The sequence below is a fragment of the Salinifilum aidingensis genome (genome assembly GCF_054782015.1).
The window spans coordinates 16,629-37,841 of sequence record NZ_BAAGTH010000022.1 but is presented as its reverse complement, the minus strand read 5'-3'; the positions used below and the strand labels follow the sequence as shown (position 1 = coordinate 37,841).

The following is a 21,213-nucleotide window of genomic DNA, read 5'->3' as shown; positions in this document are numbered from 1 at the left end:
TGGCGGAGAAATTCCTACCAGGGCTATGAGCCCGTGCCGACAGCGTCACTCCTCGTCGGTGGTCTCCTCGGTCGCGTCGAGTTGGGCAGCGTGGGCTTCGGTGACGTCGCTGAGTGCTTGCCACGCGCGGTCGGAGGCGACCTCGGAGAGCACGGTCGCGGAGGAGCCCGCATTACCTGCTGGTAGACAGCGCACTCCGCCGATCTTGTGAACCGTCGCGATCTCCATGTGGTCGCGACGGTTGGTCAGATACGAATAACGGTATGTTGCAACATCTTTGGTGGGAGCTGGGAGAACGTGCTGGCGGTGCCTGTTTCGAGGTGGAGCTGCGCGGCTCGCCCGCGCGCGTGTGCCTCATGGACGGAGACGAGTACGAGGCCTATTGCCGTGATGACGACTACGAGGCCTACGGTGGCTTCTACAACGTCACACCCGTCGAGCTGGTGGTCCCCTACGACGACTACTGGTTCCTGGTCGTCGACAGCAACAACCAGCGCGTCAAGGTGAACTGGACCGAAATCTTCGAGGAGTGACCGCGCCCAGTGCCAAGCCCGGAAAGCGCGTCACTGCTGGGCGGACTGCGAGGATGGCAGCGACGGCCAGCGCAGGGTGAGTACGGTAGAGGCCTGCTCGGCGTGCCACCGCGCTGATGTCATGTCCACGTTCTAGCAGCCCGCAGCCTCCACGCACAGATCGTGGGCTGCGGGGCAGTGTTCGGGGGTGTTCTCACTCGTGTGCCTGCTATCCCGGTGTTGATCACCTGCGGTGTACTGGCCGGCGAGGTGATCTTGTGGCAGACCACGACCACACCGACCGCCGCGCCGAGATCCACGCGATCGCTCGGGAGCTGGCCCAGCACCACGGCCGATTCGCCGAACCGATCACTGACGTGACGCAGTGGCTGCACACCCACGCGCACCGGCAGACCGGTGCGCTGCTGGTGGTCTGGGACCGCGCAGACGCGGCCGTGCTCGAACGCGAGCACCCGGACGCGGAGGTGTTTCAGGCTGCTCCCCGGATCCGCTACCGCGAGTCCGGCGCGGATCCACCCGACGATCTGCCTCGCAGTCGCCCTCCCAGTGGCTAACGCACCGACCGGCGGTCACAGGAGCACACCTTCCGCGGGAAACAGCACGGACTGGGTCGGGCCGGACTCCTCGAGCTCGGGGCGCAGCCGACGGCACCGGCGGCAGGTCACCGTCCGCTCGGTAGGCAGCAGCTCGGCGTGTGTGCCATGCCCGGAGAAACCCTGGCGACAGGCCGGCCCCGGCAGCTCGTGCCCATCGATCCAATCGAACCAGGCGGTGGCGTGCACGACCGCGGAGCGGCCGACCATGAGCCGGCGGCCGTGGAAGGCGTGCGCCATGCTCGCTGCGATCGCGGCGGGACTGCCCCGGTGCGGGTGCGGGTCGGCCAGCGCATGCTCGGTCATGGCCCTATTCTCGCCGCCGAGCCCCGGCGACACACCCCTCTATGCGACTCCGTCGCGCGTTTCCGCGGCAGCCGGCTGGAATCGAGTCTCTGAGTGGCGCTGTCAGCGCCTGGAGCGATCGCCCTCGACTGATGACCCCGGGGATCGAAGATCGCCACATTGCCGCCTGATGTCGCCACACGATCGAACGTGCAGCGCACAGCACCAGTGCCGGTTACTGCCGTCCGGATTCGTCTTGCGTGCCGCCCCCTTCGGCCTCGACGACGGCGCGCCACCGCTCGTCCGCGTCCGCCGAGGTTTCCTGGACCCACGCGCGCAGCCGCTCGGCCGCGTGCTCGACCTCCGTCGGCAGCTCCCATCCGTTCTTGCGGGCCGCGTCCAGGGTGGCGAGCAGGTGCGCCGCTTCGGCTTTGCCGCGTCCGCGGTCGTAGATCAGTGCCTCGGCGTGGGGGTCCATGCCGCGAGCATCGCACGCGGCACTGACATCGGGGGCGGTTTCAGAGATCGGCCCGGTCGCGAGGCGGGGTGTGCCGACCGAGCGGGCTGTCTCAGAACCATGCTTGTGACACACAGGGCGGAGCGAGGCTCCCCCGGGCCGTTTTCCCTGGATCGGATGTCTCAGATATTCGTCTCGCAACTTGAGTCACAGAACCTTGTGCAACATCAAGTTCTGAGACAAGATCGGAGACATGGAGATCGGATACGCCCGAGTCAGCACCTCCTCGCAGACCTACGACCGCCAAGTCGACGAACTCACCGCCGCCGGCGTCGACCGCAGCTGCGTCTACGCCGACAAGAAGACCGGCAAGGACTTCGACCGGTCCGGACTCGATGCCGCACTCGCCTACGCCCGCCAGGGCGACACGTTGGTCGTCACCAGCCTCGACCGGTTGGGCCGCAGCCTGCCGGGCGTGTTCTCCGTGATCGGCGAACTCGACGAGCGCGGCATCAACCTGAAGTCGCTGAAGGAGTCCATCGACCTGTCTACCAGCGTCGGGCGCATGCTCGCCGGGATCTTCGCCAGCCTCGCCCAATACGAAGTCGACCTCATGCACGAACGCGCCGCCGACGCCCGTGCCGCCCGCGAAGCCCGTGGTGGCAACTCCGGCAGGCCGCGCAAGCTCACCGACGCGCAGGTTCGCCACATCCGGTTCCTGAAGGACCAGGAACAGCGCTCCGCCCGTGAGATCGCGGCCGACATGGGCGTGTCCCGCGCGACCGTGTACCGCGCCCTCGACCTGGGCGAGACGTCGCCCGCAACGACCCGCAACCAGTGACCCCAACACCCGACACAACCGATTCGGAGGAGATCATGACGGGATGAGCAGCAAGCGCGAGCGCCCGCCGATGTTCGACCGGGTCCGTGCGGATGTGCGCCGGGCGATGTCCGGCCGCCGCGCGGGACAGGCCCGGCAGGAGCGGCTGGAGCACCGCCCACCGACGGAGACGGTCATCGACCCCTCGGGCCCGTCCTCGGAGGTCGATCGGCATCAGGCATGAAAACGCCCCGGCCAGGGCGACGACCCTGACCGGGGCGTGGTTTGTTCAGTGCGTGATGCTCGAGGACGGGAGCACCCGTTGCAGGAACTCCTCCAGCACACCCCACAACACGACACAGGCAGGGCGCGAGACCAAACAGCCACAGACAGCAATGCGAGCTTCAGAACAGGCAAGCGTCCGCCGGATCACTGCCCGCTGCACACGGGCTGGATCGCGTCGAGTTGGTCTTTGAGCGCGTCCTTGGCCACTTCACGGTCGTAGTCGGTCTGCAGCCCGGTCCAAAACCCCTCGGACATGCCGAAGTAGCGCGACAACCGCAACCCGGTATCGGCGGTGATGCCGCGCTGGCCCTTGGTGATCGCGCTGATCCGCGTCTGCGGCACCCCGATGTCCTGGGCAAGCCGGTACTCGCTGATGCCCATCGGCTCGAGGAACTCCTCGCGAAGGATCACACCCGGGTGCGTCGGCGTCATGACCACCTCGTCCTCGCCGGCCATGTGTCGGCACCCCCTTTCAGTGGTAGTCCGTGATCTCGACATCTTCCGGACCGGCATCGGTCCAGGTAAAGCAGATCCGCCACTGCTTGTTGATCCGGATACTGTGCTGACCAGCCCGATCCCCGCGCAGCTGCTCCAGGCGATTGCCTGGCGGCACCCGCAGATCCTCGAGCGTTGCCGCCTGGTTGAGCATGGCCAGCTTGTTCCAGGCACGCCGTTGCACATCGACAGGCCACCGGGTGCGCAGGCGATGCCACACACGTTCGGTGTGCTTGTCCGCGAACGACCGAATCACACACCCCATAGTAACGTAGCGCGTTACTAACGTAAAGCGTCACTACAGGCCCGTCCTCGGGGGCGATCGGCATCAGGCATGAAAACGCCCCGGTAGGGAGAGGTTCCCTACCGGGGCGTTCGTGGACCGCGGCGCCGTCATTCGATGCCGGTGCGGTGCTTCATTGCGCCGAGCTTGGTGCCGTACATGTAGAACAGCGTGATGAAGATCTGCATCTCGTCTTCCGAGGACAACGACTCCAGGTACTCGGCGAGATCGTCGGGAGTCAGGTCCGCGCCGTTCTCGACGCGTCGGTTGAAGATGGTCTTGGCGGTCTCGTGCTGCTCGTCGGTGACCTGAAGCGGGTGGATCTCGCGGAGGTCGTACTCCGGCGGGAGGGGGCGTTCGGTGAGCTCGGCGGGGTAGCGGGCCTGGTAGATCCGCATAGCCGTGTTGACCACACGCTCCATCAGCGCCGAGCCCAAGTGGAACGAGTCCACCATGAGCATCAGCTCCCGCGCGGGGATCACGTCCTCCTCGATGCTGACCGGCGTATCGATGTCCGCATCCAGGCGTTCCATTGCGGCCGTGACGTTGTCCAACACCTGGCCCGGATTCAGCATGACCTTCTCGCCATCGGTGATGCTGGCGCGCGAGTGCTGCTGGTCGATGAACTCGCGAGCTACCTCGTCGGGAGTGGGCATGGGCTTCCTTCCGTTGCGTTTCCTTTGACCCGCGTGGACTGACGGCCACGCGGAGAACCTTGCCCCGTCGGGGACGAGCTGATCGACTTCCATTCGTGCGTCACGCTGGTTCGCCGCTGGGCAATGCGCGGTTCCGCAGCGGCCCTCACACCACACCGCCCTTCGGTCGGTGCGGCATGAGCGCGTTCAGAACACCGCGGGTCGCAGCCCGTCGAGGTCGACCAGGCCGAGGCCGGAGGTCGCCAGCAAGGCGACGGCGACGGTCCACGCGGCGCCGGTGATGAGCTTCTCCGCCAGGCCGCCGCCGGTGATCGTGATCAGCGGGATGCGGCACGGGTACCACCGCTCGCCGCGGTACTTCACCGGCCAGATCAGCGGCACGCCGGTGGCGGTGATCGCGTCGCCGCCGATGTGCACGACGATGCCGACCGCCGCGGCCAGGGCGTAGGGCAGCGCCTGGTCCACGCCGAGGTAGCCCAGCAGGGCCCACAGCGCCGCGCCGGTGGCCAGCGCGGCCACGCCGGTGTGCGTCAATCCCCGGTGGCTCCCACCGGCGCCGGGAGTGTCCTTCGAGGTGGCGGTCAGGGTGTACACCCCGAGGGAGACCTTGCGGATGATCCACGACAACGCCGTGCCCACCGGTCCGAGCGCGCGAGTGATCGTCGCCCGGTGGTGGTCGATGTCCGGGGCCAGCGCCGCGACGCCGCCGATGCCAGTGCACACAAGCGCGGCCAGCGGCCCGGACGCGACGAAAACGCCGACGACCGATCCGGAGGCCGCACCGGTGCTGAGATGACCTTTCTTGTTCATCGGCACCCGCCCCCGGTCGCTGCGGCGACAGCGGCCGTGACAGCCGCACCCACGGGGATTTGAAGTCCCTTGTGCGCAGCCTGATCCATGAGCGACCGGCCGTTGATGCCGCCCCCGGCGACGTCGTGGAAGCCGAGCTTTCCGGTGGCCCGGGCGAAGGCCCGCAGGGCGCGGCCGTCGTCGATCGCCGCATGCACGAGCCCCTCGGCGAGGCTGCCGGCGAGGTTCGTCACCGCGGGCACCCGCAGTCCTGCGGCGCGGTAGGCCAGCCGTTTAGTCAGGTGCTGCGTGGCCGCGTAGGACGCAGCATGCACCGCCAGAGCCCGCCGACCCACGGTGGTGCGCTGCTGCTTACGTTGGGCATCGCAGTCCCGTTGCACCAGGTAATCCCCGGTTTCGTGGCCGCCGAGGCTGCCGGCGAACGTCGTGGCGAACACTGCTGCTCGATACATCGGTAATGCGCCTCCAAGCTGAAAAAGCCCCCGCCCAGCGGCTGGGCGGGGGCTGCGGTGGTCGGTTGTCGGGTCCGTCGGGCCGGATTCACCCCAGGTCAGCGACGAACGTGCTGACCGACTCCTTGATCTGCTCGATGCCGTCCGCCGAAGAGTGCGGGAAGGTGACGAACGCGGTGACGAACACCAGCAGCGCGATCGCGACGGGCTTGGTGAAGTTCACGGGCGCTCCTGGATGTTGATGCGGCTGGTGTGCAGCTCCGGCAGGTCACGGTGGGTGAGACGGTCGGGCGCGCCGGCCAGATCCGACCGCTGGCGGCCGGCCTTGTCGGCACGAGCGGTACGAACGACGAGGCCGAGGGCGAGGACGGCTGCGGTAGCCACGACCAGGACGAACACGCCGGCGACGACGAACAGTGCGGTCATGCCGCGGCCTCCTGCTCCTCCGGGAGCAGGTCGCGCCACGGCTCGTCGCAGATCGGGCACCAGCGCTGCGTGGTGGCCCGCGGGGTGGTAGGCACGCAATCCGGACAGCGCTGCTGCCGCATGCCGTCAACGGCAGCGTCAGTACGGACCCGGACGACTTCGGCGAACTTGGCGAGCATGGAGAGCTCCTCTCGGAACGACAGTGCCCCGCCACGCGGGCAGGTGGCGGGGCACGGAGGGTTTCCAGTCAGGTTGGGGCAGGGCTTACGAGAACCCACCCCGTGCGAGCAGGGCAAACATGGAGTTGGTCTGCCCGTCACCGGTGGTGATGCGGTCTTCACGGAGTTGGCGGCGGTGGCGGGTGCGGCCGAGCGCGGCGTGGCAGTAGTAGCACCGGCCCTGGTAGATGCGGACCGGCCGGCCGTCGACGAGGTGGAACGTGCCGCTCCGCGCCCCGCAGGGGCGACCGCCGGTGAGGGTGCCGAGGCAGCGGCCGGAGCCGCATTCGCCGCGGCACCGACACGTCGCACTCATGCCGAGACCTCCGCGCTGTGCAGCCCGAAACGGAACTCGACCAGCTCGCCGCCGGTGGCGAGGTAGCCATGCCCGTGCCGAGCCAGGGAGGTCACATCCACCGGCGCGCCCATCGCATGCTGCGTCTGGCGGTGATGCAGCCAGATGCACCCGCCGGTGGACAGGCGCTGCTGCACCGACTCGGCCAGATACTCGCCGCGGGTCGACAGGGTGGTGGCTACGACAGCGGCGCCGCGCGCGTCAGCCCGGTCGAGCAGCCCATGCAGCGCGTCCTCGTCGTCGACCGCGGCCGGGTTGTCCAGCAGCACCAGCCCATTCGTGGGGGTCGCCAGCGCGTCCAGCGGGTACGGAACGAGCTCGTGGGCGTGCACGAGGGGCATCCTCGTCTCGGCGTGGCGGGCGAGATGCCGCAGCAGCACGGTTTTGCCGGAGGCCGGCCCGCCGACGATGAGTCCGTGGCGGGCCGAGCCGGGACGGTCACCGAGGTGCAGCTGCGCGGGCTCGCCGCTGGTGGTGGTGCCCAGCGGCAGCAGGGTCGGAGAGGTGACGATGCTCGTGGTCACAGGAGCCTCCTCAAGGGGTAAAGCGCAAGGGGTGAGCCGGGTGGCTCCCACAGCGCACCGCACGGATCGAGCGGTGCGCTGCGAGGACACCCGGGTTCAGGGCGTGGCGACCGCGACGGCCGAATAGGCACCGTCAGCGTCCCGACAGGCCCAGCCCTTGCTTGCGAGAGCGGCCAGGTGCTTGCGCGCGGACCGATCGGACAGGCCCAGTGCGCGCCCCGCGGTGGCGGGGGTGTGCTGCGGCTCCTCGGCCAGCAGGTCCAGCACCCGCTGCTCGGCCGCGGTCGGCTCGGCGGCAGCACCGGTGACGGCCGGGGCTATGTCCTCGCCCGATGAAGTCGCCACAGCCGCGGGCTGTTGCCCCGGCATGGCCCGACGTTGCGCGGGCGAGAGCAGCGGATCGTCCAACGAGGCTTCCTCGACGCTGGCGGGCTGGCTGCCCGCCGACGACGGTGCAGACCGCGCGGCGCTCGTGCTCGGTTTCGCTCCCGTGTTGCCGGTCGAGGCCGTGGGGTTGGAGGCCACCGACGGCACCGTGGACCCGTCGTCGGACGCGTCCAACTGGTCCAGGAACGACTGGTTGGCCTCGACCTTCGACTCGGCCTTGGCGAACCGGTCGATGTAGGCCTTGCCGATGCGTTTCTGCACCCGCTGGTCCAGCGTGGCCTTCGGGTAGGCCGCCAAATACGGCTGGAAGTCCGCATCCGCCGGGCAGCGGGCTTGGAACCGGATGTGCGGCCGGCTGCCCTGCAGCGCGTAGCCGAACCCTTTGCCGGGCAACGACCCGGAGGGCTGGCCCTCGTAGCCGGACACGATCGACGCGTTGCCTTCGCCGTAGCGCAGGATGTACGCGTTCGTGCCGCACATGCCGTCGCGCAACACCGTGGCCAGGTTGGTCTTGCCGAAGGTGTTCATCGTGATGGACTGGCTGCCGCCGAGCAGGCCCATCCCATTCTTACGCATCCGCCGGTCGACTTCGGCGAGGTCGTCACCGAAGGTGTTGCCGGTTTTCGGATTCTCGGCGCTGAAGACCTGGTGGCACTCGTCGATGATCACCATGATCGCCGGGCGTTCCGCGGTGTGTTGAAAGCCCAGCTCACCGGCGGCAGCACCTTCGGCCTCGCGCACCTCGCAGGCGGCCCACATGGCCTGCCACAGCTCGACCACGTTGGAATAGGCGCCCTCGGTGCCGTGCACGCCGCGCATGGGCCAGTCCGCCTCGTTGATCAACGCGGGGCTGGACTTGCCTTCCTGCGGGTCGAGATACCAGATCTCGATGCCGAGCTTGCGCAACCCGGCGGCCACCAGCTCGAGGAACCGCGACTTACCCGAGCCGCGGGTGCCGAGCACGAACCCGTCGTGCATCGAGCCGCGCGGCACCTGCCCGGCGGCCAGCTCCTCGGCAGTGAGCTGATCGGAGAGCACGTGGAAGTACTCGTAGCCCATGCCATCCGAGTGCGGGCCGAGCTCGATGAAGACATCGCCGCCGTCGTAGACGATGGTCGGCCCGTCGAAGTCGTTGGAGACCGGGTCGGTGATGATCGTCATCAGCACCGTGGTCTGCAGCGCACCCGGCCGCTGATCCTTGTCGAACTGGATCGACGAGGGGTCGACGTCGAGCGCGTAGCCGATCTCCTCGGCGCAGTTGCGCACGGTCTTGATGGTTTGCTTGCCGCGGTTGAGCTGCAGCTGAAACCGAAACCCGTGCGCGGTGCGCTCGGCCCGCTCGGCAATGGTCGAGCCAGGCAGCAGATCCCGCGTAGCCACATAGCTGCGGTAGTCGGCCACGATGCGCTGCACGAACTGTTGCTCCTCGGTGAGCGACTCGGCCGGGGAGCTGCCCTCGTCAGTGCCCGCGGCCGCCGGCTCAGGCACCTCCGGCAGAGGCAGCGGGTGCTCGTATTCGCGCCACCACGGCAGGGCCATGTAGGCCGTGGCCACGATCAACGAGAGCCACATGCCGCCCTGCCCCGCGTTCGGGATCAGCGGCATCAGCGTGGTCCAGGCCGTCAGCAGCCCCATGGTGGCCGTGATGCGCTGGTGGAACTTCTTCGGTGCCTTGCGGCCGAGCCACCGTCGCCAGGCCAGCATCGACGCGCCCAACGCGGTGCCGCAGAACGCGGCGGCCAGCGCCACCGGATGGCCCGAGCCGACCTCGACCGCGGCCCACCCACCAGCGCCGAGCGCGGCATACGGCGCGGCCAGCGCCCACGGGGCCAGTTGTTTCCGGTTGCGGTACAGCACCGACTTCGCCTCGGCCTTGGTGGTGCGCCCCGCCTGCCGCGCCGTGTCCTTGGCCTGCTGGCGGTACCGCTGTGAGCGCTCGTCCTTGGCGGCCTGGGCGCGGACGGCCTGCCACAGCTGCGTCTCCGAGCGGCGCTCGGCCGGTGGCTTCGTCCGCTCCTGCTGCCGCAGCGTGGTCAGCATCGTCTGCGCCAGCACGTCGATGCGCTGCTGCCGCTGCTCCTCGCGCTGCTGCTTCTTCGCCTTCCGCGACGAGGTCGGCTCGGGCTGGGTCTCCTGCTCCGCCGGCGCCGGCGGGTCCTGCGTGGTCGTACTCAACGGGATCGCCTCCTCATGTTCGGATAATCGCGCCGGTGAGCGGCCCACAGGCACCGCGACGCTCGTTCGCGGTGCCGAGTGCGGCTCACCAGTCGGTGCGGGTCACGCGCCGGTGTAGAAGCCGGTGCGGCTGGAGATGCCGCCGCCCTGGCCGGCAGCGGACAGGGACTCGGAAATCGACCGCTGCTGCGAGAAGAAGCTCGAAGCGGACTTCATCTCGTTCTGGGCGAGGTTCACTTCGTCCTTGGCCGTGTTCAGCGCCTGATCGAGCTGACGCAGCGCGGCCACAGCGTTGGTGAAGGACTCTTGACCACGGTCGAACCGGCCGGTGATGCCCGTGTCGAAGCCCTCACCAGTCAGGCTGGTGCTGCCCTGCTCCTGCTGCGCAGCCTCGGCTTCCATGCCGGCGATGGCCTTCTGAATTCCGGCGATCTGGGTATCCAGCACCGACTGGACGGTGGCCGCGTACTGCGCGGACTCGTCGGACCGCAGCTGCGCGGTTTCCAGGTCGGTGATCTCGACGGAGCTGCTGTTCGGCGTGCTCATCTCGGTACCTCCGGAGTTGTCGGTGGTGTTGGTGGATGGCTGCTGGATCTGGGACAGGCGCTCGCGGTGCTCCCGCTCGGCCTGAGCCTGCTCGGCCTCGTGGGCCCGCTGAGCTTTCTCATCGGCACGGCGCCGGTCCTCGTCCTCGCGCGCCCGGCGCCGATGCAGGTCGGCGACCGAGATCCGGTCCATAGACCGCTTGTCAGGATCGAGCAGGTAGTCCTTCTCAGGATCGGTCTTCTGGTCGGTCAGAGCGTCCTCCCCGTCCTTCTGCGCTGCGGATTCCTCCTCACCGGACCCGGTGGCCTCGGCGTCCCGTTGCCGCTGGGCGTCGAGGACGATTCGCCGTTCCGGGGTCTCGTCCGTGCGGAGCCTGTAGGTGTCGGTGTCGTGCACGACCCCCTCGCTGCCGTCCGGCGCGGTTTCCATCCGGCTGGGCCCGCGGCCGGTTTGGATATCGCGCCCGCGCGAGTCGGTGCCCTGCCAGGTCAGCGGGTCGGCCGGATCGCCGGTGATGGTCGAGTCCCCGTCGCCGCCGGGGTTCACCTCGACCTCCGTGCTGCCGTCCCCCCGGGGGCGCCGCGTGAACGACAGCACCGCCGCATCCTCACCACCGGCGTCGGTGGGCTCGGCGTCAGCGACGTCGACGTCGCCGCGGCGTTCGTTCTCCCGCCACGCCTCGTCTTCGAGCTTGCGCTCGCCGTGGGTGCGTTTCGCCTCAGCGGCCTTCTGCGCTGCGGTTTTCAACGCGTCCCACGACGATCCGCCCGCTTGGGCCATCTTGCCGCCGAGGTACTCACGCCGACGCGCCGCCCGTTCCAACTGCCGCTTCTTGCCCTCGGCGATCTCGTCGCCGTGATCACGCAGGTACTCCAGCTTGCCGCGATGCTTGGCTGCGGACTTCTCCGCAGCAGCCTCGGTGTGCTGCTGCCAGATCCGCCGCAGCCCACCCGGATCCTGGCGGGGCTGCTCACCCCGCTGGCGGCGCCGTTCTTCCTTGGCGCGCCACCGTTCCTGACTCGGGGGCGTCTGCCCGCGGGCCTGGGCGATGCCGTCGGTGGCCGCGGTGCCGGCGGTTTTCACCGTGGCCACGGTCATGAGCCCGATCAGCAGGATCGCGGAGAACGGGTCCACACCACCCACCTCCTTTCTGCGCTGGGGATTCGTGTGGCGTGCCCGCGCCGGGAGTCGAACCCGACAGCCGTCGACCACGATGTCGGCGGCACCGGTAGCGGGCTGGCGAAACCGGCCCCGAGGTGCTCACCGCCGTCAGGCGATAGCGCTGAGCACCTGCGGACCGACACCACTGACGGACTGGACGGCGGTAAGCAGCCAGGGGGCGAACTCCGCGCTCGCGACGAGGGCGAGCGGGGCGATCAGGAACACGGAGAACTTCGCCCACCGATCGGCTTTCCCGTCGATGAGGTCCGCGGTTGTGCCCAGCAGCACCAGGATCAGCACGATGGTGGCGATCACCCCGGCGCTGCCGCCGAGCAGCGCGGCGGCACCGCCGAAGATCCAGTTGAACAACGTGGCAATGCCGGTGGCCACGGTTCCGCCCCAGAACGGGAGGGGCCAGAACAGCAGCGACCAGACCCCCAAGACAAAGAAGGCGAACGGCAGCCACCACATCTTCTTCTCGTGCAGCCACTTCACCCGCTTGCAGAACCAACGCAGGATGAAGAACAACACAGCTGCGAGCAGTTGCATGAGATCCCTCCAGGTCAGGTGAGTAGTCCGTGGGCCCAGGCGGCCGGGGCCAGTGCCCAGCCGAGGACCGTGCGGGTGGGCGGGTACAGCAAGAGCGCGGTCAGCAGCACGGTGGCCACCACCCGGCGGGCCGGGTGATCCAACAGCCAATCGGCACTGCGCAGGACCGCCTTCGTGGTGGCGGCGGCATAGCTGTCGGCGATAGCGGCCGTGCGCAGCGGTCCGGCATCAGCCAGGTGCGATCCGCGGCGAGCGCGGTCCATCACCTCGTCCGGGGCCAACGGGCGCTGGGTCCACATGCCCGACTGCGGCGTGAACGTCACCCGCCCCCACGCGAGCAGCGCGGAGAGGTCCACTCGGAACCGGGACGGGGCTGCCTCGGCACCATCCGGGGCGGTGGCGCTGGCGTCAGGCTCTGCGGACGCAACCTCGTCGAGGCTCTGCGCTGTGGTTTCATCCGGCACCGGCCCGTCGTCGGGGACGGGATGTAGGTGCCGCAGCTCGGCGGCGGAGTCCGGTGTGGACTCCTTAGCGGTCGCGTCGGGGGCAACTTCGGCGGCCATCGGTGTCACCTCCTGTTCTGTCGGTCTCGGGGTGTGCCGTTGCGGTAGATCGCATCGCCGGCGGTCAGCAGCGCCTCGATCACGGGCGCGAGGTCGCCACCCGGCTGGTATTTCCGGGTTGCGCTGCGGACGTAGTCCCGTGCGGCGTCGAGTTGCCGCAGCGGGTCGCGTTCCTGCCGGATGCGGTGGTCGACCTGCGCGCGGGCACCGCGCAACGCCTTCTCGCGGCGATACGGTTCGGCCTCGCCGGCCGGGCGGTGCTGCCGCAGCCGCCGGCGGCCGTCGGTCCGTCCGGTGTCGACGGTGCGGGACCGTCCAGCCACGCACCTCACCTCCTGTGTGGTTGTCTGCGCTGGGGTTTCTGGGGTGTCGGCCGCGGGTTCCAGCGGCCTGCGCAACGCCCCGCACATTCGGTGCGGGGTGCTGCGCCGGTGCTGGACCGAGGTATGGGGTGGGTTCAGGCGGCTTCCTGGTTGGCTTGCCACGCGGCGGCCAGCGCCGTCTCCCACGTGCGGCAAGGCACGAACGAACCGTCGTGGTGGCGGTAGCCGTGCTGCACCCGGCCGGTACGCCGGCCGTGCTCGTCGCGCACGGGCCGCTGCTCAACGCGCGCGACGTACCGACGTTCAGCAATGTCTGCGAGCATGAGGAGACCTGCCTTCCGAGGTTGGTGGATGAATGCGGGGCGCCTGCCGCGTCACTTGCCGGTGTATTGGCAGGCGCTTCGCGAAGCTCTGCGCTGCGTGTTTCAGCGTTCGGAGGCGACCGCGTCGGCCACGGCCCAGCCCATGAGGCACACCCAGTGCCAGGCCTGGTCCAAGGCGGGCTGGCCACCGCGTTGCCAGTACTCGGTCTTGTCCGGCACGCCGGGAATCTTCGAGAGCTTCCGGGGGAGTTCTCCGGATTCCCGGCTGCGGTCCATGACGTAGTGCGCGACGCCGGTGGCGGTGTGGCCGAGGACGAACGGCACCGGCCGGGTGCGGATCCCGAGCGCGGTGTTCGTGGCCAGCTGCGCTGCGGCGACGGTGAGCGTGTAGCTGCGGACGTGCCGCAGGCACCGGTGCCGGCCGTTGGCGCCGGGCTGTCCCTTCTCGAGCGGATCTTTGCCGTCGGGCCCGCCTTGGGCGTACTGGTCTCCCCACTCGTGCCCGCCGATGGCGACGGCGAGGTTGGCGGCCAGCCGCACTCCGCGGCGGATCGTGCGCTCCTGCATGACGCTCTCTCCTTCTCTGCGCTGGGAATTCAGCGTCCGAGGAACGCTCGCGCGGTCTTGTCGGCCTCGGGACGGCCGATGCCGCCGAGCGCTTCACGGAGATGCTTCTCGACGCGGTTCTTCGACGGGTTCGGCTCGAGCTCGCCGTTGGCGATAGCGGTGCGAAGCAACTGGAGCCGCTCGGCCAGCACCGGATCGTGCTTGGCGCGAGCGAACATGTCGGCGACCAGTCCGGCGCACAGGTGCCACAGCACGACCGCGGCGGTCACCAGCAGCGGGACGATGAGGTGCACCAGCGTCGATGCCAGATCCCAGCCATACCGCGTTCCCCACGGCACCACCACGAGCACGATCGACGCAGTGCACAGCGCCACGTCCATCATTACGAGGCTGCGGCCGACGGACACGCCGTTGCGGCGGGCCAGCGTCTGCACCGCCAAGCTGATCACCAACATGGCCGAGGCCATGGGCTCGATCGCGTAGCCCAACCACGACCCCTCGGCGCCGACAACGCCGAGCTTCACGGTCTGGGTCATGTAGGCCAGCGCCCCACCGATCAACGCGATCATCAGCGCAGCGCAGACCGTCCACGTGCGGTGGATACTGCCGATCGCCCGAGCCGAATCATGCAGCCGGGCCCGGGTGCGCTCAGCCCGGTCGTCCCACCACGCCCGCCAACGGGCAGTGCGCTGAGCACGCACCGCGCTTTTCGCGGACCGCTCCCGTTCTTTCCGCTGCTTCCTGCGAATGCGGTCGGCGGCCTTCTGGTCGTCCTCGTCGCGGGGAGCGGCGAACGCGCCGTCGGCCTCAACCTCGGCGAGTTCCTGGTGCAGCGCAATGCGGGTGCGGGTGTCCTCCAGCCGGCTGCGTAGTGCCTCCGTGGACAGCACCTCGCTACCCGGCTGCGGATCGGTGTCGGGAGGGGGCGAGTCGTCCCGTGTGGACGGTACGGAGAGCGTAGCCCCGGTGCGGGGCCGGTCATCGAGCACGGTCATCATCAACTCCAAACGCATGATTCGTGGCTCTGCGCAGTGGTTTCAGCGGGTTCGGCGTATCGAGCGGATGGCGAGCGTGGCGGCGCCGGCGGCGATGAGTCCGGCGCCGATCTGCACAACCAGCGCGGTCGTGGCGTACACGCCGAGCAGCACGGCCAGGACGGTGAGTGCCGCAAACAGCACCACCGGCGCGCGCGAGCTGCCGAGGTCGAGGTCGAAGTCCGTGCCGCGAAAGTCGACGACGTCGTCGTCCTCGTCCTCGACAAGCTCCTCCGCCGACTCCCTTGTGAGGTTCTGCGCTGCGGTTTCGGCATCCTGGGGCAGGTCCTCCGTGGAGGAGGAGCTCGGCGCCAGGGCGGGCAGGTCAATCGGGCGGGCTGTTTCGGTTGTCGGCGTGCTCATCGGGACACCTCCTGGGTGCGCCGCAGGGCACGCCGCTGCTCGGGGGTGTATCCGCCCCAGACGCCGTAGTCGGCGCCGGTGGCCAGCGCCTCGGCCAGGCACTCGGTGGTGACGGGGCAGTCGGCGCAGATCGACTGGGCGTAGCTCCGTGCACTGGGGCTGAGCGGGAAGAACGCCTCGGGTTCGGCCACGTGGCGGCATGCGGCGCGGTCACGCCAGTCCGGGACCGTGGGTACGGTGGTCATCGATCAGACCTCCTGTCTCTGATCTCTCAACCCCGCCGGCGAGGCACCGTCGACGGGGCTTCGTGTGTGTCGTTCCGCCGCTGTGCGCTGCGGCGATGTCGTGCCCGCCCGTGGAGTCGAACCACGACGCCCCGGCCTGCTACGAGGGGCGATCCGATGCGGGCTTAAGTCCGTCGCTGTGTCTGCTGCGCGCGCCCCTCCCGGGGCTGGCCTGGCGCGGTGTCGGCGACGCCCCACCGGTGCCGTCCGGCGGGGAGCGACGGGGACGTTGCACCGCCCTTGCCTCTCGCCCGTTCGCGTGTGCGCAGCGGCGATGGAGTGGGGCGGGCGCTCTCCCTGCGGCAGCAAGGTTCGGGAGAGCGGCACGTCCGGAAAGCCACCCACTATTCGATTCATCAAGCAGCTGTAGGCCCGGTGGCCTGGGAAACCCACGGCGAGGTCGAGGGGCACGCCGTGGGCTCCCCCGGCACCGGGGAGTGCCGGGATCAGGCGGCGCGCACCCCGTCAGGGATCGCGGGGGCGCGGTGGCGCCGGGCAGCGAGGTCGACGACCTCGGCGGGTTCGACGGGAGCGATGAGGACGGACTCGAGCGCGGCTTCGGCGGCGGCTTCGTCCGCGTCGGTACGCAGGCTCGCGAGGATGAACGGGTCGAGATCGACGCTGCGCAGAGTGTTGGTGGGGGTGTCGATGGCCTCGCCAGCCTCGTACGCCTGGGCGAGGGTGAGGCCGATCTCGGTGGCGCACGGGGCGTACGCGTCGCGCGGATCAGGGCGGTCGCCGGTCGTCCACATCGCATCTCCTCGTCGCTGCTGTTTGTCTCGTATAGAGTTGCTAGCTAGCACAACTTCGTGTGCGCTAGCTGGCACAGACCATAGCGTGCCACCTAGCGCAATAGTCAAGTGCTGGCTAGCGAAAAATATGTATCTGCAGCGCAGGAGGTGTAGACATGGGCTTTGAGATCCCTGAGGACGTGCTAAGTGGCGCTGTTCTCGACAGGGCCATAGCTGCCGACCAGCTGCATGCTGAAGTAGCCGAGTTTCAAAGCGAAGTCGCGCGTCACCGGCGCGAGGCGCTGGAGCAAGCGATCAGCGAGGGGTACACCAAGTCTGATCTAGGTCGTGCGCTGGGAAAACATCACTCGCGGATCGGGCGGATCCTCTCGTCTTCCCCCGCCCCGGAGCGCGCCGTGCTCTCCCCGGACGGCAGCGAGGTCACCATTTCGCTCGGCTCCAAGGAGAGCGACGTGGGTGGCAAGCCGTCAGACATGATCAGCAGGGACGCGGCGGAGGCGTACGACATCATCAAAGCTGCGTGCGACGGATTCGGTCTGTCCTGCGCACGAGAGGTTGTGCCCTCTCCTGGCTTGGTGGACCTGAACCGCGGATCGCTGGTGGTCATGGGTTCGCCGAAGGTCCTGCCCATGATTAAGCAGATCCTCGCTAGCGACCAACACGTGCGGTTCGCCGAAGACGAGCGCGGCCGGTTCCTATTCGACCAGTCCACTGGAACGGAGTATCGGTCTCCGCAGGACAACGGGAGGGCGGGCGATTACGCGTACCTCGGTCGCCTTCCTCGTCCGGACGGACAGGGGACCTTCTTGTACCTGGCTGGGATCCACGCCGCTGGAACACACGGCGTTGCGAAGCACCTCGTCGACAACCTGGCCGAGATCTACCACGAGGCACGCGCTAGACCATTCTCAATGGTCGTGCGCTGCGAATACGACGGTGACCGAGACCGCAGCATCACGAACACCGAAGCTGCCACAGAGATGTACGTGCGCTAACCCGCACGCCTTCACCAACCGGCACGTTCAGGAGCCCTGCCATGACGACTCTGACCGGATACACGCTGACCAGCGACGACGATAAGCCGAACGAGGACTGGTGGGTCGCCAGCGAAACCGTCGTGGTTGTGCTCGACGGTGCCACCATCCGCACCGACACCGGATGTGTACACGGACTCCCATGGTTCGTGCGCCAGCTCGGGTCCACGCTTTTTTCTGCAGCGCAGAACGTTGCCACCCCACTTCCGGCGGCGATCAAGCAGGCGATCGAGCACGTCGTCGACCAGCACTCAGACACCTGCGACCTGACTCATCCAGGTACTCCGTCAGCGGCAATCGGCATCGTGCGCGACACCGGCGATCGACTCGATTGGGCAAGCCTCGGCGACGTAACCGTGCTCGTCGACACCATCAACGATGGCGTCTGCGTGACCTCGGATGATCGGGTCAGCTACACAGCACAGGAGGAGCGCGCTGAGTGCGATCGGCATCTCCTCGGCACCGACGGGAAGATGGACGCGATCCACGCGATGAAGCCGAAGGAGCTGGCGGCGCGGAACGTTGAGGGTGGCTATTGGATCGCCAGCGTCGACCCGTCTGCGGCCAAGCACGCACTTACGGGATCTGTGCAGCGCAGAGCAGCGCAAAGCTTCGCCGTGTACTCCGACGGAGTCGGTCGCGCTCTCGATTTCGGACTCGCCTCCGACGCGGGTGACCTGCTCGACCAGCTCCACCGCCACGGGCCAGCACAGACGATCAATGCAGTCCGCGAGGCGGAGCGGGATGACTCTCTTGGCAAGTCCGTGCCCAGGAATAAAAAGACGGATGACGCCACGGCTGTGATCGCGAACTGTTGGAGTTGAACCTCAAGAGAACCGCCCCCGGCTGGACTTCCGGCTGGGGGCGTTCATGTGTGCGCTCGGAGATCAGTTTCGTGTTCAGTTCGGCCCGCGCTGTCACCCAGAGGGATCTGCTCGATGGTGTCCCACCAGAAGTACCCCAGCGCAGAGCCGCGGTGCACGCTCACCAGGTCCAGCGCAGAGATCTCAACTGGAGGCGCTGATGCCGGTGTTGTCGTGTCGAGGGTGTGTTGCAGCGTGTCATCGTCTGCTTCCTCTGGTCCCGTTCCGTAGGCCAGCGTGACGTGCGGGTGTTGCTCCGGCCCTGGCGGGGGCAAAATCTCCGGGCAGGCGTCCGCGATTGCCGCGCGAGTTGCAGCGCACAGCGCCTCCCACGAGGTGCTGGTGCACCAGCATTCAACGGCGCGACGCCCCACCGTGGGCAGCCCCATGGTCAACACCATCGGAGCGAGCGTGGCGTACGCACGCCGCAGGCGGGCTGTCAGGTCCTGCAGAGCACCCGAGTCGAGTTCCTCCGGGACGGCGTTGAGGCGTTGGACGGTGGCATGTGCCCACTGCGGCGGCGACCAGGCCATTCCCCAAGGGGCGGCGTCTCCTATGTGCGCCTGCACCTCCGCGAGGTGGTTCTGCACCGGCGCCCCTGGCACTGCATAGACATGTAGCTGCGGGCCTGACCAGTCTGGACCGGAGAAAAAATCATCCATCACTGATCAGCGTAGCTGGTCACGCGTTCTCTCCGCTCCGGCTGACCGTCTGGAGCCATGCGAATGCCCCGGCCGATTCGGCCGGGGCGTTACTGTTTGTGCAGCGCAGAGCGCGATCATCGTGGTTCCGGCACTCTGGCCGCAGCCGATATGACAAGGTAACTTGGAATGCGGGAACCGCTCCTCCTGCCAAGCGCGCGCAAGCACGGCATCGCAGACGACGACATGCTGCATGCCTACCGCAACTACCTCGACGCCATCGAACAAACCGACGAGATGACCATGCTCATCGGCCCCGACCAGGCCGGACGGCTCCTCGAAGGGGACTGCTCCAGTCCGACCGCGGTCCGGTGATCGCCCACGCCATGCCCGCCCGGCGTAAGTTCCTTCGGAGGTAACCATGCCCCGTACGCTGCAAGAAATCATTGACCATCAAGAAGAGATCGCAGACGCGTTCGAACAGTACGAACCTCGCCCGAGCGACTGGAACGACCCGCAGCCTCTGGACCTGCTGCGTAACGCGGTGCGTCAGCGAGCGACCGCGGAAAGTGCCCTCGTCGACGCCGTCGCCGCAGCCCGTGAAGCTGGATACGCCTGGGGCACGATCGGGAACCTAATCGGCACAACGGGCGAGGCTGCACGCCAGCGCTACGGCAAACTCATCAACCAGTAAAGCTGTGCGCTGGGTATATTTACCACCCGAGCCGACGCCGCAGCTCCTCCCACGTGACCGTGCCAGCCGGCGGCTCGCCGGTGGCGAGCGTGGTGACCACGCGCCCGCGAATGCGCTCGGCCTCGACCAGGGACACGCCGAGGCGCTGGCACAGCTGCTCGGCGGTCGCGCCGCCGGCCGGGATGTCCGGACGGGCCATCCGGTCGGCCACCCGCTGCCACAGGTCGAGCGTGCGCTGCAGGTCGTCATCGCTGCTGGAGTTGCGGGCGCGGGCGAGGTCGCCGTCGAACTGCTCCGCGGTGGCGAGGTCGATCTCGGCGATCTGATCGCGGATCGCCCGCGGGTCATTGGACATGCGCGTGAGCGTAGCGCGGAGCGCCGACACCGCCGAGTGCTTCGATAACAACCTTAGCAACGCGAGGAGTATTGCAGCTCTGCGCAGCGAATAAGGCAGAGACACGCCAACTTGCATATTGCTATTTCGGTGCTATGATCAACCCGCCAGCAAGGAAAGGGGACGTCATGCGGGTCACCGTCAGCGAGCTGAATCAGAACATCAGCGGTGTTCTGCACCAGGCCGCCAAGTCTGGCGAGCCGACGGACGTCGTGAACGGAAAGCGACGCGGCCGCCCCACCGAAGCCGTACTCGTCTCCGCCGAGCTATGGGAGGAGATCCTGCGCGTCCCCAGCGTGCGCAAGCGGATCAAGGAGCACGTTGCCGCCAAACAGGCTGCGAACGAGGACAGCTTGAGCCAAGCGGCATAATGTGATCGAACCACGCTGCACGGTGAGCGGGTGAGGTCGTCGGCCTGCCGATCCACACCGCCGCTGAGCAGCACAAGACATGAAGAAAGCCCCGCCCACTGGGATTTGCTTTGGCCGGCATGACCAGTGGAGCGGGGCCCCAAGCCCAGCGCTGCTGGGTAACGAACGCTTTCAGTGTAAGGCACACCGCTGCGGGTGTTGCAACCGCTAGCGGCGCGCGCCACACGACGTTCACTACCTAGCAGCACGGGGCTCGGGACGGACGCACCGACCGAGAAGGACCCCGACCTTGGTAGTCAACCCCAAAAACTCCAGCGCAGACGACGCGCCCACCCCGATCCGCGGTGCGTGGATGGCCAGCCCGACCGCCGTCACCACCCCCGTATGGGTCGACTGCTCCGGCATCTCCCCTGCAGCGCGCGCCCTGGTCACCCCACTGATCATCGGTGCGCACCGTGTACACGGCGACCAGGCGCCCGTGCTCGACCGCCAATTCCTCGCCTGGTGGGTCGACGGACGCCGCCCCGACAAGCTCCAACCACTACTGAACGAGCTCGTCGCCATTGGGTTTCTGGTGATTTTCGACGGCGGCCCGGACCAGCGCGGGCGCCGTCGTAGGCGCCGTGACCCGAAGACGAACGAGGTCCTTCCGGATGTGTACGCGCTACGGTTCGACCCGCCGACACACTACGTCGGTCCGCGCGACTTGGAGGAGGCGCGACAGCAGTTCTGCGCCGACCGGGACGCAACTCCGAAGGACTCGTCGCGAGGGACTCCGCGGGTACAGCGGAGCTGGACTGGATATCTCGACCCATCTGAGAGTCCCCAGGTCACACCCAGGCCCCCACACGAGGGCCTGGACTCGGACGCCAGGCCCCCACACGAGGGCCTGGAGACGAATCCCCAGGTCACACCCAGGCCCCCACACGAGGGCCTGGACTCGGACGCCAGGCCCCCACACGAGGGCCTGGAGACGAATCCCCAGGTCACACCCAGG

The 21,213-nt window shown here is 68.2% G+C and carries 35 protein-coding genes; 9 read left to right on the top strand and 26 right to left on the bottom strand.

Annotated features, from left to right (window positions below):
• Positions 1 to 45: 45 nt before the first annotated feature.
• Positions 46 to 228, bottom strand: a complete 183-nt coding sequence (locus ACYVJE_RS22400; protein ID WP_461146028.1) for a hypothetical protein — start codon at positions 226 to 228, stop codon at positions 46 to 48.
• A 35-nt stretch (positions 229 to 263) separates the two neighbouring features.
• Between ACYVJE_RS22400 and ACYVJE_RS22395 the strand changes: the two genes are divergently transcribed.
• Positions 264 to 533: a DUF1883 domain-containing protein gene (locus tag ACYVJE_RS22395; RefSeq protein ID WP_461146027.1), complete on the top strand. Its 270-nt coding sequence runs from the start codon at positions 264 to 266 to the stop codon at positions 531 to 533.
• Positions 534 to 790: 257 nt separating this feature from the next.
• A complete protein-coding gene (locus ACYVJE_RS22390) occupies positions 791 to 1,087 on the top strand; it encodes a hypothetical protein (protein WP_461146026.1) in 297 nt (98 codons plus the stop codon).
• 15 nt (positions 1,088 to 1,102) lie between these two features.
• On the opposite strand, the gene ACYVJE_RS22385 is transcribed toward ACYVJE_RS22390, so the two are convergent.
• Together ACYVJE_RS22385 and ACYVJE_RS22380 are read right to left on the bottom strand one after the other, a co-directional pair.
• Positions 1,103 to 1,432, bottom strand: coding sequence for a hypothetical protein (locus tag ACYVJE_RS22385; protein WP_461146025.1), 330 nt, complete (start codon positions 1,430 to 1,432; stop codon positions 1,103 to 1,105).
• Positions 1,433 to 1,646: 214 nt separating this feature from the next.
• Positions 1,647 to 1,889: a hypothetical protein gene (locus ACYVJE_RS22380; protein ID WP_461146024.1), complete on the bottom strand. Its 243-nt coding sequence runs from the start codon at positions 1,887 to 1,889 to the stop codon at positions 1,647 to 1,649.
• 232 nt (positions 1,890 to 2,121) lie between these two features.
• On the opposite strand from ACYVJE_RS22380, the gene ACYVJE_RS22375 reads away from it, so the two are divergent.
• Together ACYVJE_RS22375 and ACYVJE_RS22370 are read left to right on the top strand one after the other, a co-directional pair.
• Positions 2,122 to 2,709 carry a recombinase family protein gene (locus ACYVJE_RS22375; protein ID WP_461146023.1) on the top strand — a complete coding sequence of 196 codons (588 nt, stop codon included), beginning with the start codon at positions 2,122 to 2,124 and terminating at the stop codon, positions 2,707 to 2,709.
• Between the two features lie 43 nt (positions 2,710 to 2,752).
• On the top strand, positions 2,753 to 2,932 hold the full coding sequence (locus ACYVJE_RS22370; RefSeq protein ID WP_461146022.1) for a hypothetical protein: 180 nt from the start codon (positions 2,753 to 2,755) through the stop codon (positions 2,930 to 2,932).
• A 185-nt stretch (positions 2,933 to 3,117) separates the two neighbouring features.
• Here ACYVJE_RS22370 and ACYVJE_RS22365 read toward each other — a convergent pair whose 3' ends face one another.
• The 21 genes from ACYVJE_RS22365 to ACYVJE_RS22265 all read right to left on the bottom strand — a co-directional run bounded on the left by ACYVJE_RS22365 (position 3,118) and on the right by ACYVJE_RS22265 (position 16,219).
• The gene (locus tag ACYVJE_RS22365; RefSeq protein ID WP_461146021.1) at positions 3,118 to 3,429 is read right to left on the bottom strand and encodes a HigA family addiction module antitoxin; all 312 of its coding nucleotides are present in this window, start codon (positions 3,427 to 3,429) and stop codon (positions 3,118 to 3,120) included.
• 16 nt (positions 3,430 to 3,445) lie between these two features.
• Complete coding sequence (locus ACYVJE_RS22360) at positions 3,446 to 3,733, bottom strand: type II toxin-antitoxin system RelE/ParE family toxin (protein ID WP_461146020.1); 288 nt, start codon at positions 3,731 to 3,733, stop codon at positions 3,446 to 3,448.
• A 128-nt stretch (positions 3,734 to 3,861) separates the two neighbouring features.
• Positions 3,862 to 4,407, bottom strand: coding sequence for a hypothetical protein (locus ACYVJE_RS22355; RefSeq protein ID WP_461146019.1), 546 nt, complete (start codon positions 4,405 to 4,407; stop codon positions 3,862 to 3,864).
• Positions 4,408 to 4,593: 186 nt separating this feature from the next.
• A complete protein-coding gene (locus ACYVJE_RS22350) occupies positions 4,594 to 5,217 on the bottom strand; it encodes a metal-dependent hydrolase (RefSeq protein WP_461146018.1) in 624 nt (207 codons plus the stop codon).
• A complete protein-coding gene (locus ACYVJE_RS22345; RefSeq protein ID WP_461146017.1) occupies positions 5,214 to 5,669 on the bottom strand; it encodes a hypothetical protein in 456 nt (151 codons plus the stop codon). The genes ACYVJE_RS22350 and ACYVJE_RS22345 overlap by 4 nt, the downstream gene beginning before the upstream one ends.
• 88 nt (positions 5,670 to 5,757) lie before the next feature.
• Complete coding sequence (locus ACYVJE_RS22340; protein WP_461146016.1) at positions 5,758 to 5,892, bottom strand: hypothetical protein; 135 nt, start codon at positions 5,890 to 5,892, stop codon at positions 5,758 to 5,760.
• Positions 5,889 to 6,095, bottom strand: a complete 207-nt coding sequence (locus tag ACYVJE_RS22335; protein ID WP_461146015.1) for a hypothetical protein — start codon at positions 6,093 to 6,095, stop codon at positions 5,889 to 5,891. Before ACYVJE_RS22335 ends, ACYVJE_RS22340 begins: the two co-directional genes overlap by 4 nt.
• On the bottom strand, positions 6,092 to 6,274 hold the full coding sequence (locus tag ACYVJE_RS22330; protein ID WP_461146014.1) for a hypothetical protein: 183 nt from the start codon (positions 6,272 to 6,274) through the stop codon (positions 6,092 to 6,094). Before ACYVJE_RS22330 ends, ACYVJE_RS22335 begins: the two co-directional genes overlap by 4 nt.
• Before the next feature lie 85 nt (positions 6,275 to 6,359).
• A complete protein-coding gene (locus ACYVJE_RS22325; protein ID WP_461146013.1) occupies positions 6,360 to 6,629 on the bottom strand; it encodes a hypothetical protein in 270 nt (89 codons plus the stop codon).
• Positions 6,626 to 7,192 (bottom strand): ATP-binding protein, encoded by a 567-nt coding sequence (locus ACYVJE_RS22320; RefSeq protein WP_461146012.1) that lies wholly within the window; start codon positions 7,190 to 7,192, stop codon positions 6,626 to 6,628. Before ACYVJE_RS22320 ends, ACYVJE_RS22325 begins: the two co-directional genes overlap by 4 nt.
• 96 nt (positions 7,193 to 7,288) lie before the next feature.
• Positions 7,289 to 9,754: a hypothetical protein gene (locus ACYVJE_RS22315; RefSeq protein ID WP_461146011.1), complete on the bottom strand. Its 2,466-nt coding sequence runs from the start codon at positions 9,752 to 9,754 to the stop codon at positions 7,289 to 7,291.
• Between the two features lie 102 nt (positions 9,755 to 9,856).
• On the bottom strand, positions 9,857 to 11,443 hold the full coding sequence (locus tag ACYVJE_RS22310) for a hypothetical protein (protein ID WP_461146010.1): 1,587 nt from the start codon (positions 11,441 to 11,443) through the stop codon (positions 9,857 to 9,859).
• 126 nt (positions 11,444 to 11,569) lie between these two features.
• Entirely contained in the window at positions 11,570 to 12,010 is a 441-nt protein-coding gene (locus ACYVJE_RS22305; protein ID WP_461146009.1) for a hypothetical protein, read from the bottom strand.
• Positions 12,011 to 12,024: 14 nt separating this feature from the next.
• Positions 12,025 to 12,573 carry a hypothetical protein gene (locus ACYVJE_RS22300; protein ID WP_461146008.1) on the bottom strand — a complete coding sequence of 183 codons (549 nt, stop codon included), beginning with the start codon at positions 12,571 to 12,573 and terminating at the stop codon, positions 12,025 to 12,027.
• Positions 12,574 to 12,578: 5 nt separating this feature from the next.
• The gene (locus ACYVJE_RS22295; protein WP_461146007.1) at positions 12,579 to 12,896 is read right to left on the bottom strand and encodes a hypothetical protein; all 318 of its coding nucleotides are present in this window, start codon (positions 12,894 to 12,896) and stop codon (positions 12,579 to 12,581) included.
• Between the two features lie 134 nt (positions 12,897 to 13,030).
• Entirely contained in the window at positions 13,031 to 13,219 is a 189-nt protein-coding gene (locus tag ACYVJE_RS22290; RefSeq protein ID WP_461146006.1) for a hypothetical protein, read from the bottom strand.
• 102 nt (positions 13,220 to 13,321) lie between these two features.
• A complete protein-coding gene (locus tag ACYVJE_RS22285) occupies positions 13,322 to 13,786 on the bottom strand; it encodes a hypothetical protein (protein ID WP_461146005.1) in 465 nt (154 codons plus the stop codon).
• A 29-nt stretch (positions 13,787 to 13,815) separates the two neighbouring features.
• Complete coding sequence (locus ACYVJE_RS22280) at positions 13,816 to 14,781, bottom strand: hypothetical protein (RefSeq protein ID WP_461146004.1); 966 nt, start codon at positions 14,779 to 14,781, stop codon at positions 13,816 to 13,818.
• Between the two features lie 42 nt (positions 14,782 to 14,823).
• Positions 14,824 to 15,183 (bottom strand): hypothetical protein, encoded by a 360-nt coding sequence (locus tag ACYVJE_RS22275; protein ID WP_459160180.1) that lies wholly within the window; start codon positions 15,181 to 15,183, stop codon positions 14,824 to 14,826.
• Positions 15,180 to 15,428, bottom strand: coding sequence for a WhiB family transcriptional regulator (locus tag ACYVJE_RS22270; protein ID WP_461146003.1), 249 nt, complete (start codon positions 15,426 to 15,428; stop codon positions 15,180 to 15,182). Before ACYVJE_RS22270 ends, ACYVJE_RS22275 begins: the two co-directional genes overlap by 4 nt.
• 485 nt (positions 15,429 to 15,913) lie before the next feature.
• The gene (locus tag ACYVJE_RS22265) at positions 15,914 to 16,219 is read right to left on the bottom strand and encodes a hypothetical protein (protein WP_461146002.1); all 306 of its coding nucleotides are present in this window, start codon (positions 16,217 to 16,219) and stop codon (positions 15,914 to 15,916) included.
• Between the two features lie 155 nt (positions 16,220 to 16,374).
• Between ACYVJE_RS22265 and ACYVJE_RS22260 the strand changes: the two genes are divergently transcribed.
• Together ACYVJE_RS22260 and ACYVJE_RS22255 are read left to right on the top strand one after the other, a co-directional pair.
• Positions 16,375 to 17,214: a sigma-70 family RNA polymerase sigma factor gene (locus tag ACYVJE_RS22260; protein WP_459160177.1), complete on the top strand. Its 840-nt coding sequence runs from the start codon at positions 16,375 to 16,377 to the stop codon at positions 17,212 to 17,214.
• Positions 17,215 to 17,255: 41 nt separating this feature from the next.
• Positions 17,256 to 18,077 carry a hypothetical protein gene (locus ACYVJE_RS22255; protein ID WP_461146001.1) on the top strand — a complete coding sequence of 274 codons (822 nt, stop codon included), beginning with the start codon at positions 17,256 to 17,258 and terminating at the stop codon, positions 18,075 to 18,077.
• A 44-nt stretch (positions 18,078 to 18,121) separates the two neighbouring features.
• On the opposite strand, the gene ACYVJE_RS22250 is transcribed toward ACYVJE_RS22255, so the two are convergent.
• Complete coding sequence (locus ACYVJE_RS22250; RefSeq protein ID WP_461146000.1) at positions 18,122 to 18,778, bottom strand: 2'-5' RNA ligase family protein; 657 nt, start codon at positions 18,776 to 18,778, stop codon at positions 18,122 to 18,124.
• Between the two features lie 168 nt (positions 18,779 to 18,946).
• Between ACYVJE_RS22250 and ACYVJE_RS22245 the strand changes: the two genes are divergently transcribed.
• Together ACYVJE_RS22245 and ACYVJE_RS22240 are read left to right on the top strand one after the other, a co-directional pair.
• The gene (locus ACYVJE_RS22245; protein ID WP_461145999.1) at positions 18,947 to 19,132 is read left to right on the top strand and encodes a hypothetical protein; all 186 of its coding nucleotides are present in this window, start codon (positions 18,947 to 18,949) and stop codon (positions 19,130 to 19,132) included.
• A 46-nt stretch (positions 19,133 to 19,178) separates the two neighbouring features.
• Entirely contained in the window at positions 19,179 to 19,451 is a 273-nt protein-coding gene (locus ACYVJE_RS22240; protein ID WP_461145998.1) for a hypothetical protein, read from the top strand.
• A gap of 19 nt (positions 19,452 to 19,470) precedes the next feature.
• Here ACYVJE_RS22240 and ACYVJE_RS22235 read toward each other — a convergent pair whose 3' ends face one another.
• Positions 19,471 to 19,806 carry a DUF6247 family protein gene (locus ACYVJE_RS22235; RefSeq protein ID WP_461145997.1) on the bottom strand — a complete coding sequence of 112 codons (336 nt, stop codon included), beginning with the start codon at positions 19,804 to 19,806 and terminating at the stop codon, positions 19,471 to 19,473.
• A 167-nt stretch (positions 19,807 to 19,973) separates the two neighbouring features.
• Here ACYVJE_RS22235 and ACYVJE_RS22230 point away from each other — a divergent pair, with 167 nt between their 5' ends.
• A complete protein-coding gene (locus ACYVJE_RS22230; RefSeq protein ID WP_461145996.1) occupies positions 19,974 to 20,216 on the top strand; it encodes a hypothetical protein in 243 nt (80 codons plus the stop codon).
• Positions 20,217 to 21,213: the final 997 nt, after the last annotated feature.

What these genes read in the sequence shown, in the direction of transcription:
- ACYVJE_RS22325 (WP_461146013.1), bottom strand. Translation starts at nt 6,629, where the DNA reads ATGAGTGCGACGTGTCGGTGCCGCGGCGAATGCGGCTCCGGCCGCTGC.
- ACYVJE_RS22400 (WP_461146028.1), bottom strand. Translation starts at nt 228, where the DNA reads ATGGAGATCGCGACGGTTCACAAGATCGGCGGAGTGCGCTGTCTACCA.
- ACYVJE_RS22255 (WP_461146001.1), top strand. Translation starts at nt 17,256, where the DNA reads ATGACGACTCTGACCGGATACACGCTGACCAGCGACGACGATAAGCCG.
- ACYVJE_RS22240 (WP_461145998.1), top strand. Translation starts at nt 19,179, where the DNA reads ATGCCCCGTACGCTGCAAGAAATCATTGACCATCAAGAAGAGATCGCA.
- ACYVJE_RS22350 (WP_461146018.1), bottom strand. Translation starts at nt 5,217, where the DNA reads ATGAACAAGAAAGGTCATCTCAGCACCGGTGCGGCCTCCGGATCGGTC.
- ACYVJE_RS22245 (WP_461145999.1), top strand. Translation starts at nt 18,947, where the DNA reads ATGCGGGAACCGCTCCTCCTGCCAAGCGCGCGCAAGCACGGCATCGCA.
- ACYVJE_RS22250 (WP_461146000.1), bottom strand. Translation starts at nt 18,778, where the DNA reads ATGGATGATTTTTTCTCCGGTCCAGACTGGTCAGGCCCGCAGCTACAT.
- ACYVJE_RS22370 (WP_461146022.1), top strand. Translation starts at nt 2,753, where the DNA reads ATGAGCAGCAAGCGCGAGCGCCCGCCGATGTTCGACCGGGTCCGTGCG.
- ACYVJE_RS22230 (WP_461145996.1), top strand. Translation starts at nt 19,974, where the DNA reads ATGCGGGTCACCGTCAGCGAGCTGAATCAGAACATCAGCGGTGTTCTG.
- ACYVJE_RS22375 (WP_461146023.1), top strand. Translation starts at nt 2,122, where the DNA reads ATGGAGATCGGATACGCCCGAGTCAGCACCTCCTCGCAGACCTACGAC.
- ACYVJE_RS22335 (WP_461146015.1), bottom strand. Translation starts at nt 6,095, where the DNA reads ATGACCGCACTGTTCGTCGTCGCCGGCGTGTTCGTCCTGGTCGTGGCT.
- ACYVJE_RS22265 (WP_461146002.1), bottom strand. Translation starts at nt 16,219, where the DNA reads ATGTGGACGACCGGCGACCGCCCTGATCCGCGCGACGCGTACGCCCCG.
- ACYVJE_RS22395 (WP_461146027.1), top strand. Translation starts at nt 264, where the DNA reads ATGTTGCAACATCTTTGGTGGGAGCTGGGAGAACGTGCTGGCGGTGCC.
- ACYVJE_RS22365 (WP_461146021.1), bottom strand. Translation starts at nt 3,429, where the DNA reads ATGGCCGGCGAGGACGAGGTGGTCATGACGCCGACGCACCCGGGTGTG.
- ACYVJE_RS22275 (WP_459160180.1), bottom strand. Translation starts at nt 15,183, where the DNA reads ATGAGCACGCCGACAACCGAAACAGCCCGCCCGATTGACCTGCCCGCC.
- ACYVJE_RS22360 (WP_461146020.1), bottom strand. Translation starts at nt 3,733, where the DNA reads ATGGGGTGTGTGATTCGGTCGTTCGCGGACAAGCACACCGAACGTGTG.
- ACYVJE_RS22285 (WP_461146005.1), bottom strand. Translation starts at nt 13,786, where the DNA reads ATGCAGGAGCGCACGATCCGCCGCGGAGTGCGGCTGGCCGCCAACCTC.
- ACYVJE_RS22305 (WP_461146009.1), bottom strand. Translation starts at nt 12,010, where the DNA reads ATGCAACTGCTCGCAGCTGTGTTGTTCTTCATCCTGCGTTGGTTCTGC.
- ACYVJE_RS22260 (WP_459160177.1), top strand. Translation starts at nt 16,375, where the DNA reads ATGGGCTTTGAGATCCCTGAGGACGTGCTAAGTGGCGCTGTTCTCGAC.
- ACYVJE_RS22290 (WP_461146006.1), bottom strand. Translation starts at nt 13,219, where the DNA reads ATGCTCGCAGACATTGCTGAACGTCGGTACGTCGCGCGCGTTGAGCAG.
- ACYVJE_RS22330 (WP_461146014.1), bottom strand. Translation starts at nt 6,274, where the DNA reads ATGCTCGCCAAGTTCGCCGAAGTCGTCCGGGTCCGTACTGACGCTGCC.
- ACYVJE_RS22385 (WP_461146025.1), bottom strand. Translation starts at nt 1,432, where the DNA reads ATGACCGAGCATGCGCTGGCCGACCCGCACCCGCACCGGGGCAGTCCC.
- ACYVJE_RS22345 (WP_461146017.1), bottom strand. Translation starts at nt 5,669, where the DNA reads ATGTATCGAGCAGCAGTGTTCGCCACGACGTTCGCCGGCAGCCTCGGC.
- ACYVJE_RS22380 (WP_461146024.1), bottom strand. Translation starts at nt 1,889, where the DNA reads ATGGACCCCCACGCCGAGGCACTGATCTACGACCGCGGACGCGGCAAA.
- ACYVJE_RS22235 (WP_461145997.1), bottom strand. Translation starts at nt 19,806, where the DNA reads ATGTCCAATGACCCGCGGGCGATCCGCGATCAGATCGCCGAGATCGAC.
- ACYVJE_RS22270 (WP_461146003.1), bottom strand. Translation starts at nt 15,428, where the DNA reads ATGACCACCGTACCCACGGTCCCGGACTGGCGTGACCGCGCCGCATGC.
- ACYVJE_RS22280 (WP_461146004.1), bottom strand. Translation starts at nt 14,781, where the DNA reads ATGACCGTGCTCGATGACCGGCCCCGCACCGGGGCTACGCTCTCCGTA.
- ACYVJE_RS22355 (WP_461146019.1), bottom strand. Translation starts at nt 4,407, where the DNA reads ATGCCCACTCCCGACGAGGTAGCTCGCGAGTTCATCGACCAGCAGCAC.
- ACYVJE_RS22300 (WP_461146008.1), bottom strand. Translation starts at nt 12,573, where the DNA reads ATGGCCGCCGAAGTTGCCCCCGACGCGACCGCTAAGGAGTCCACACCG.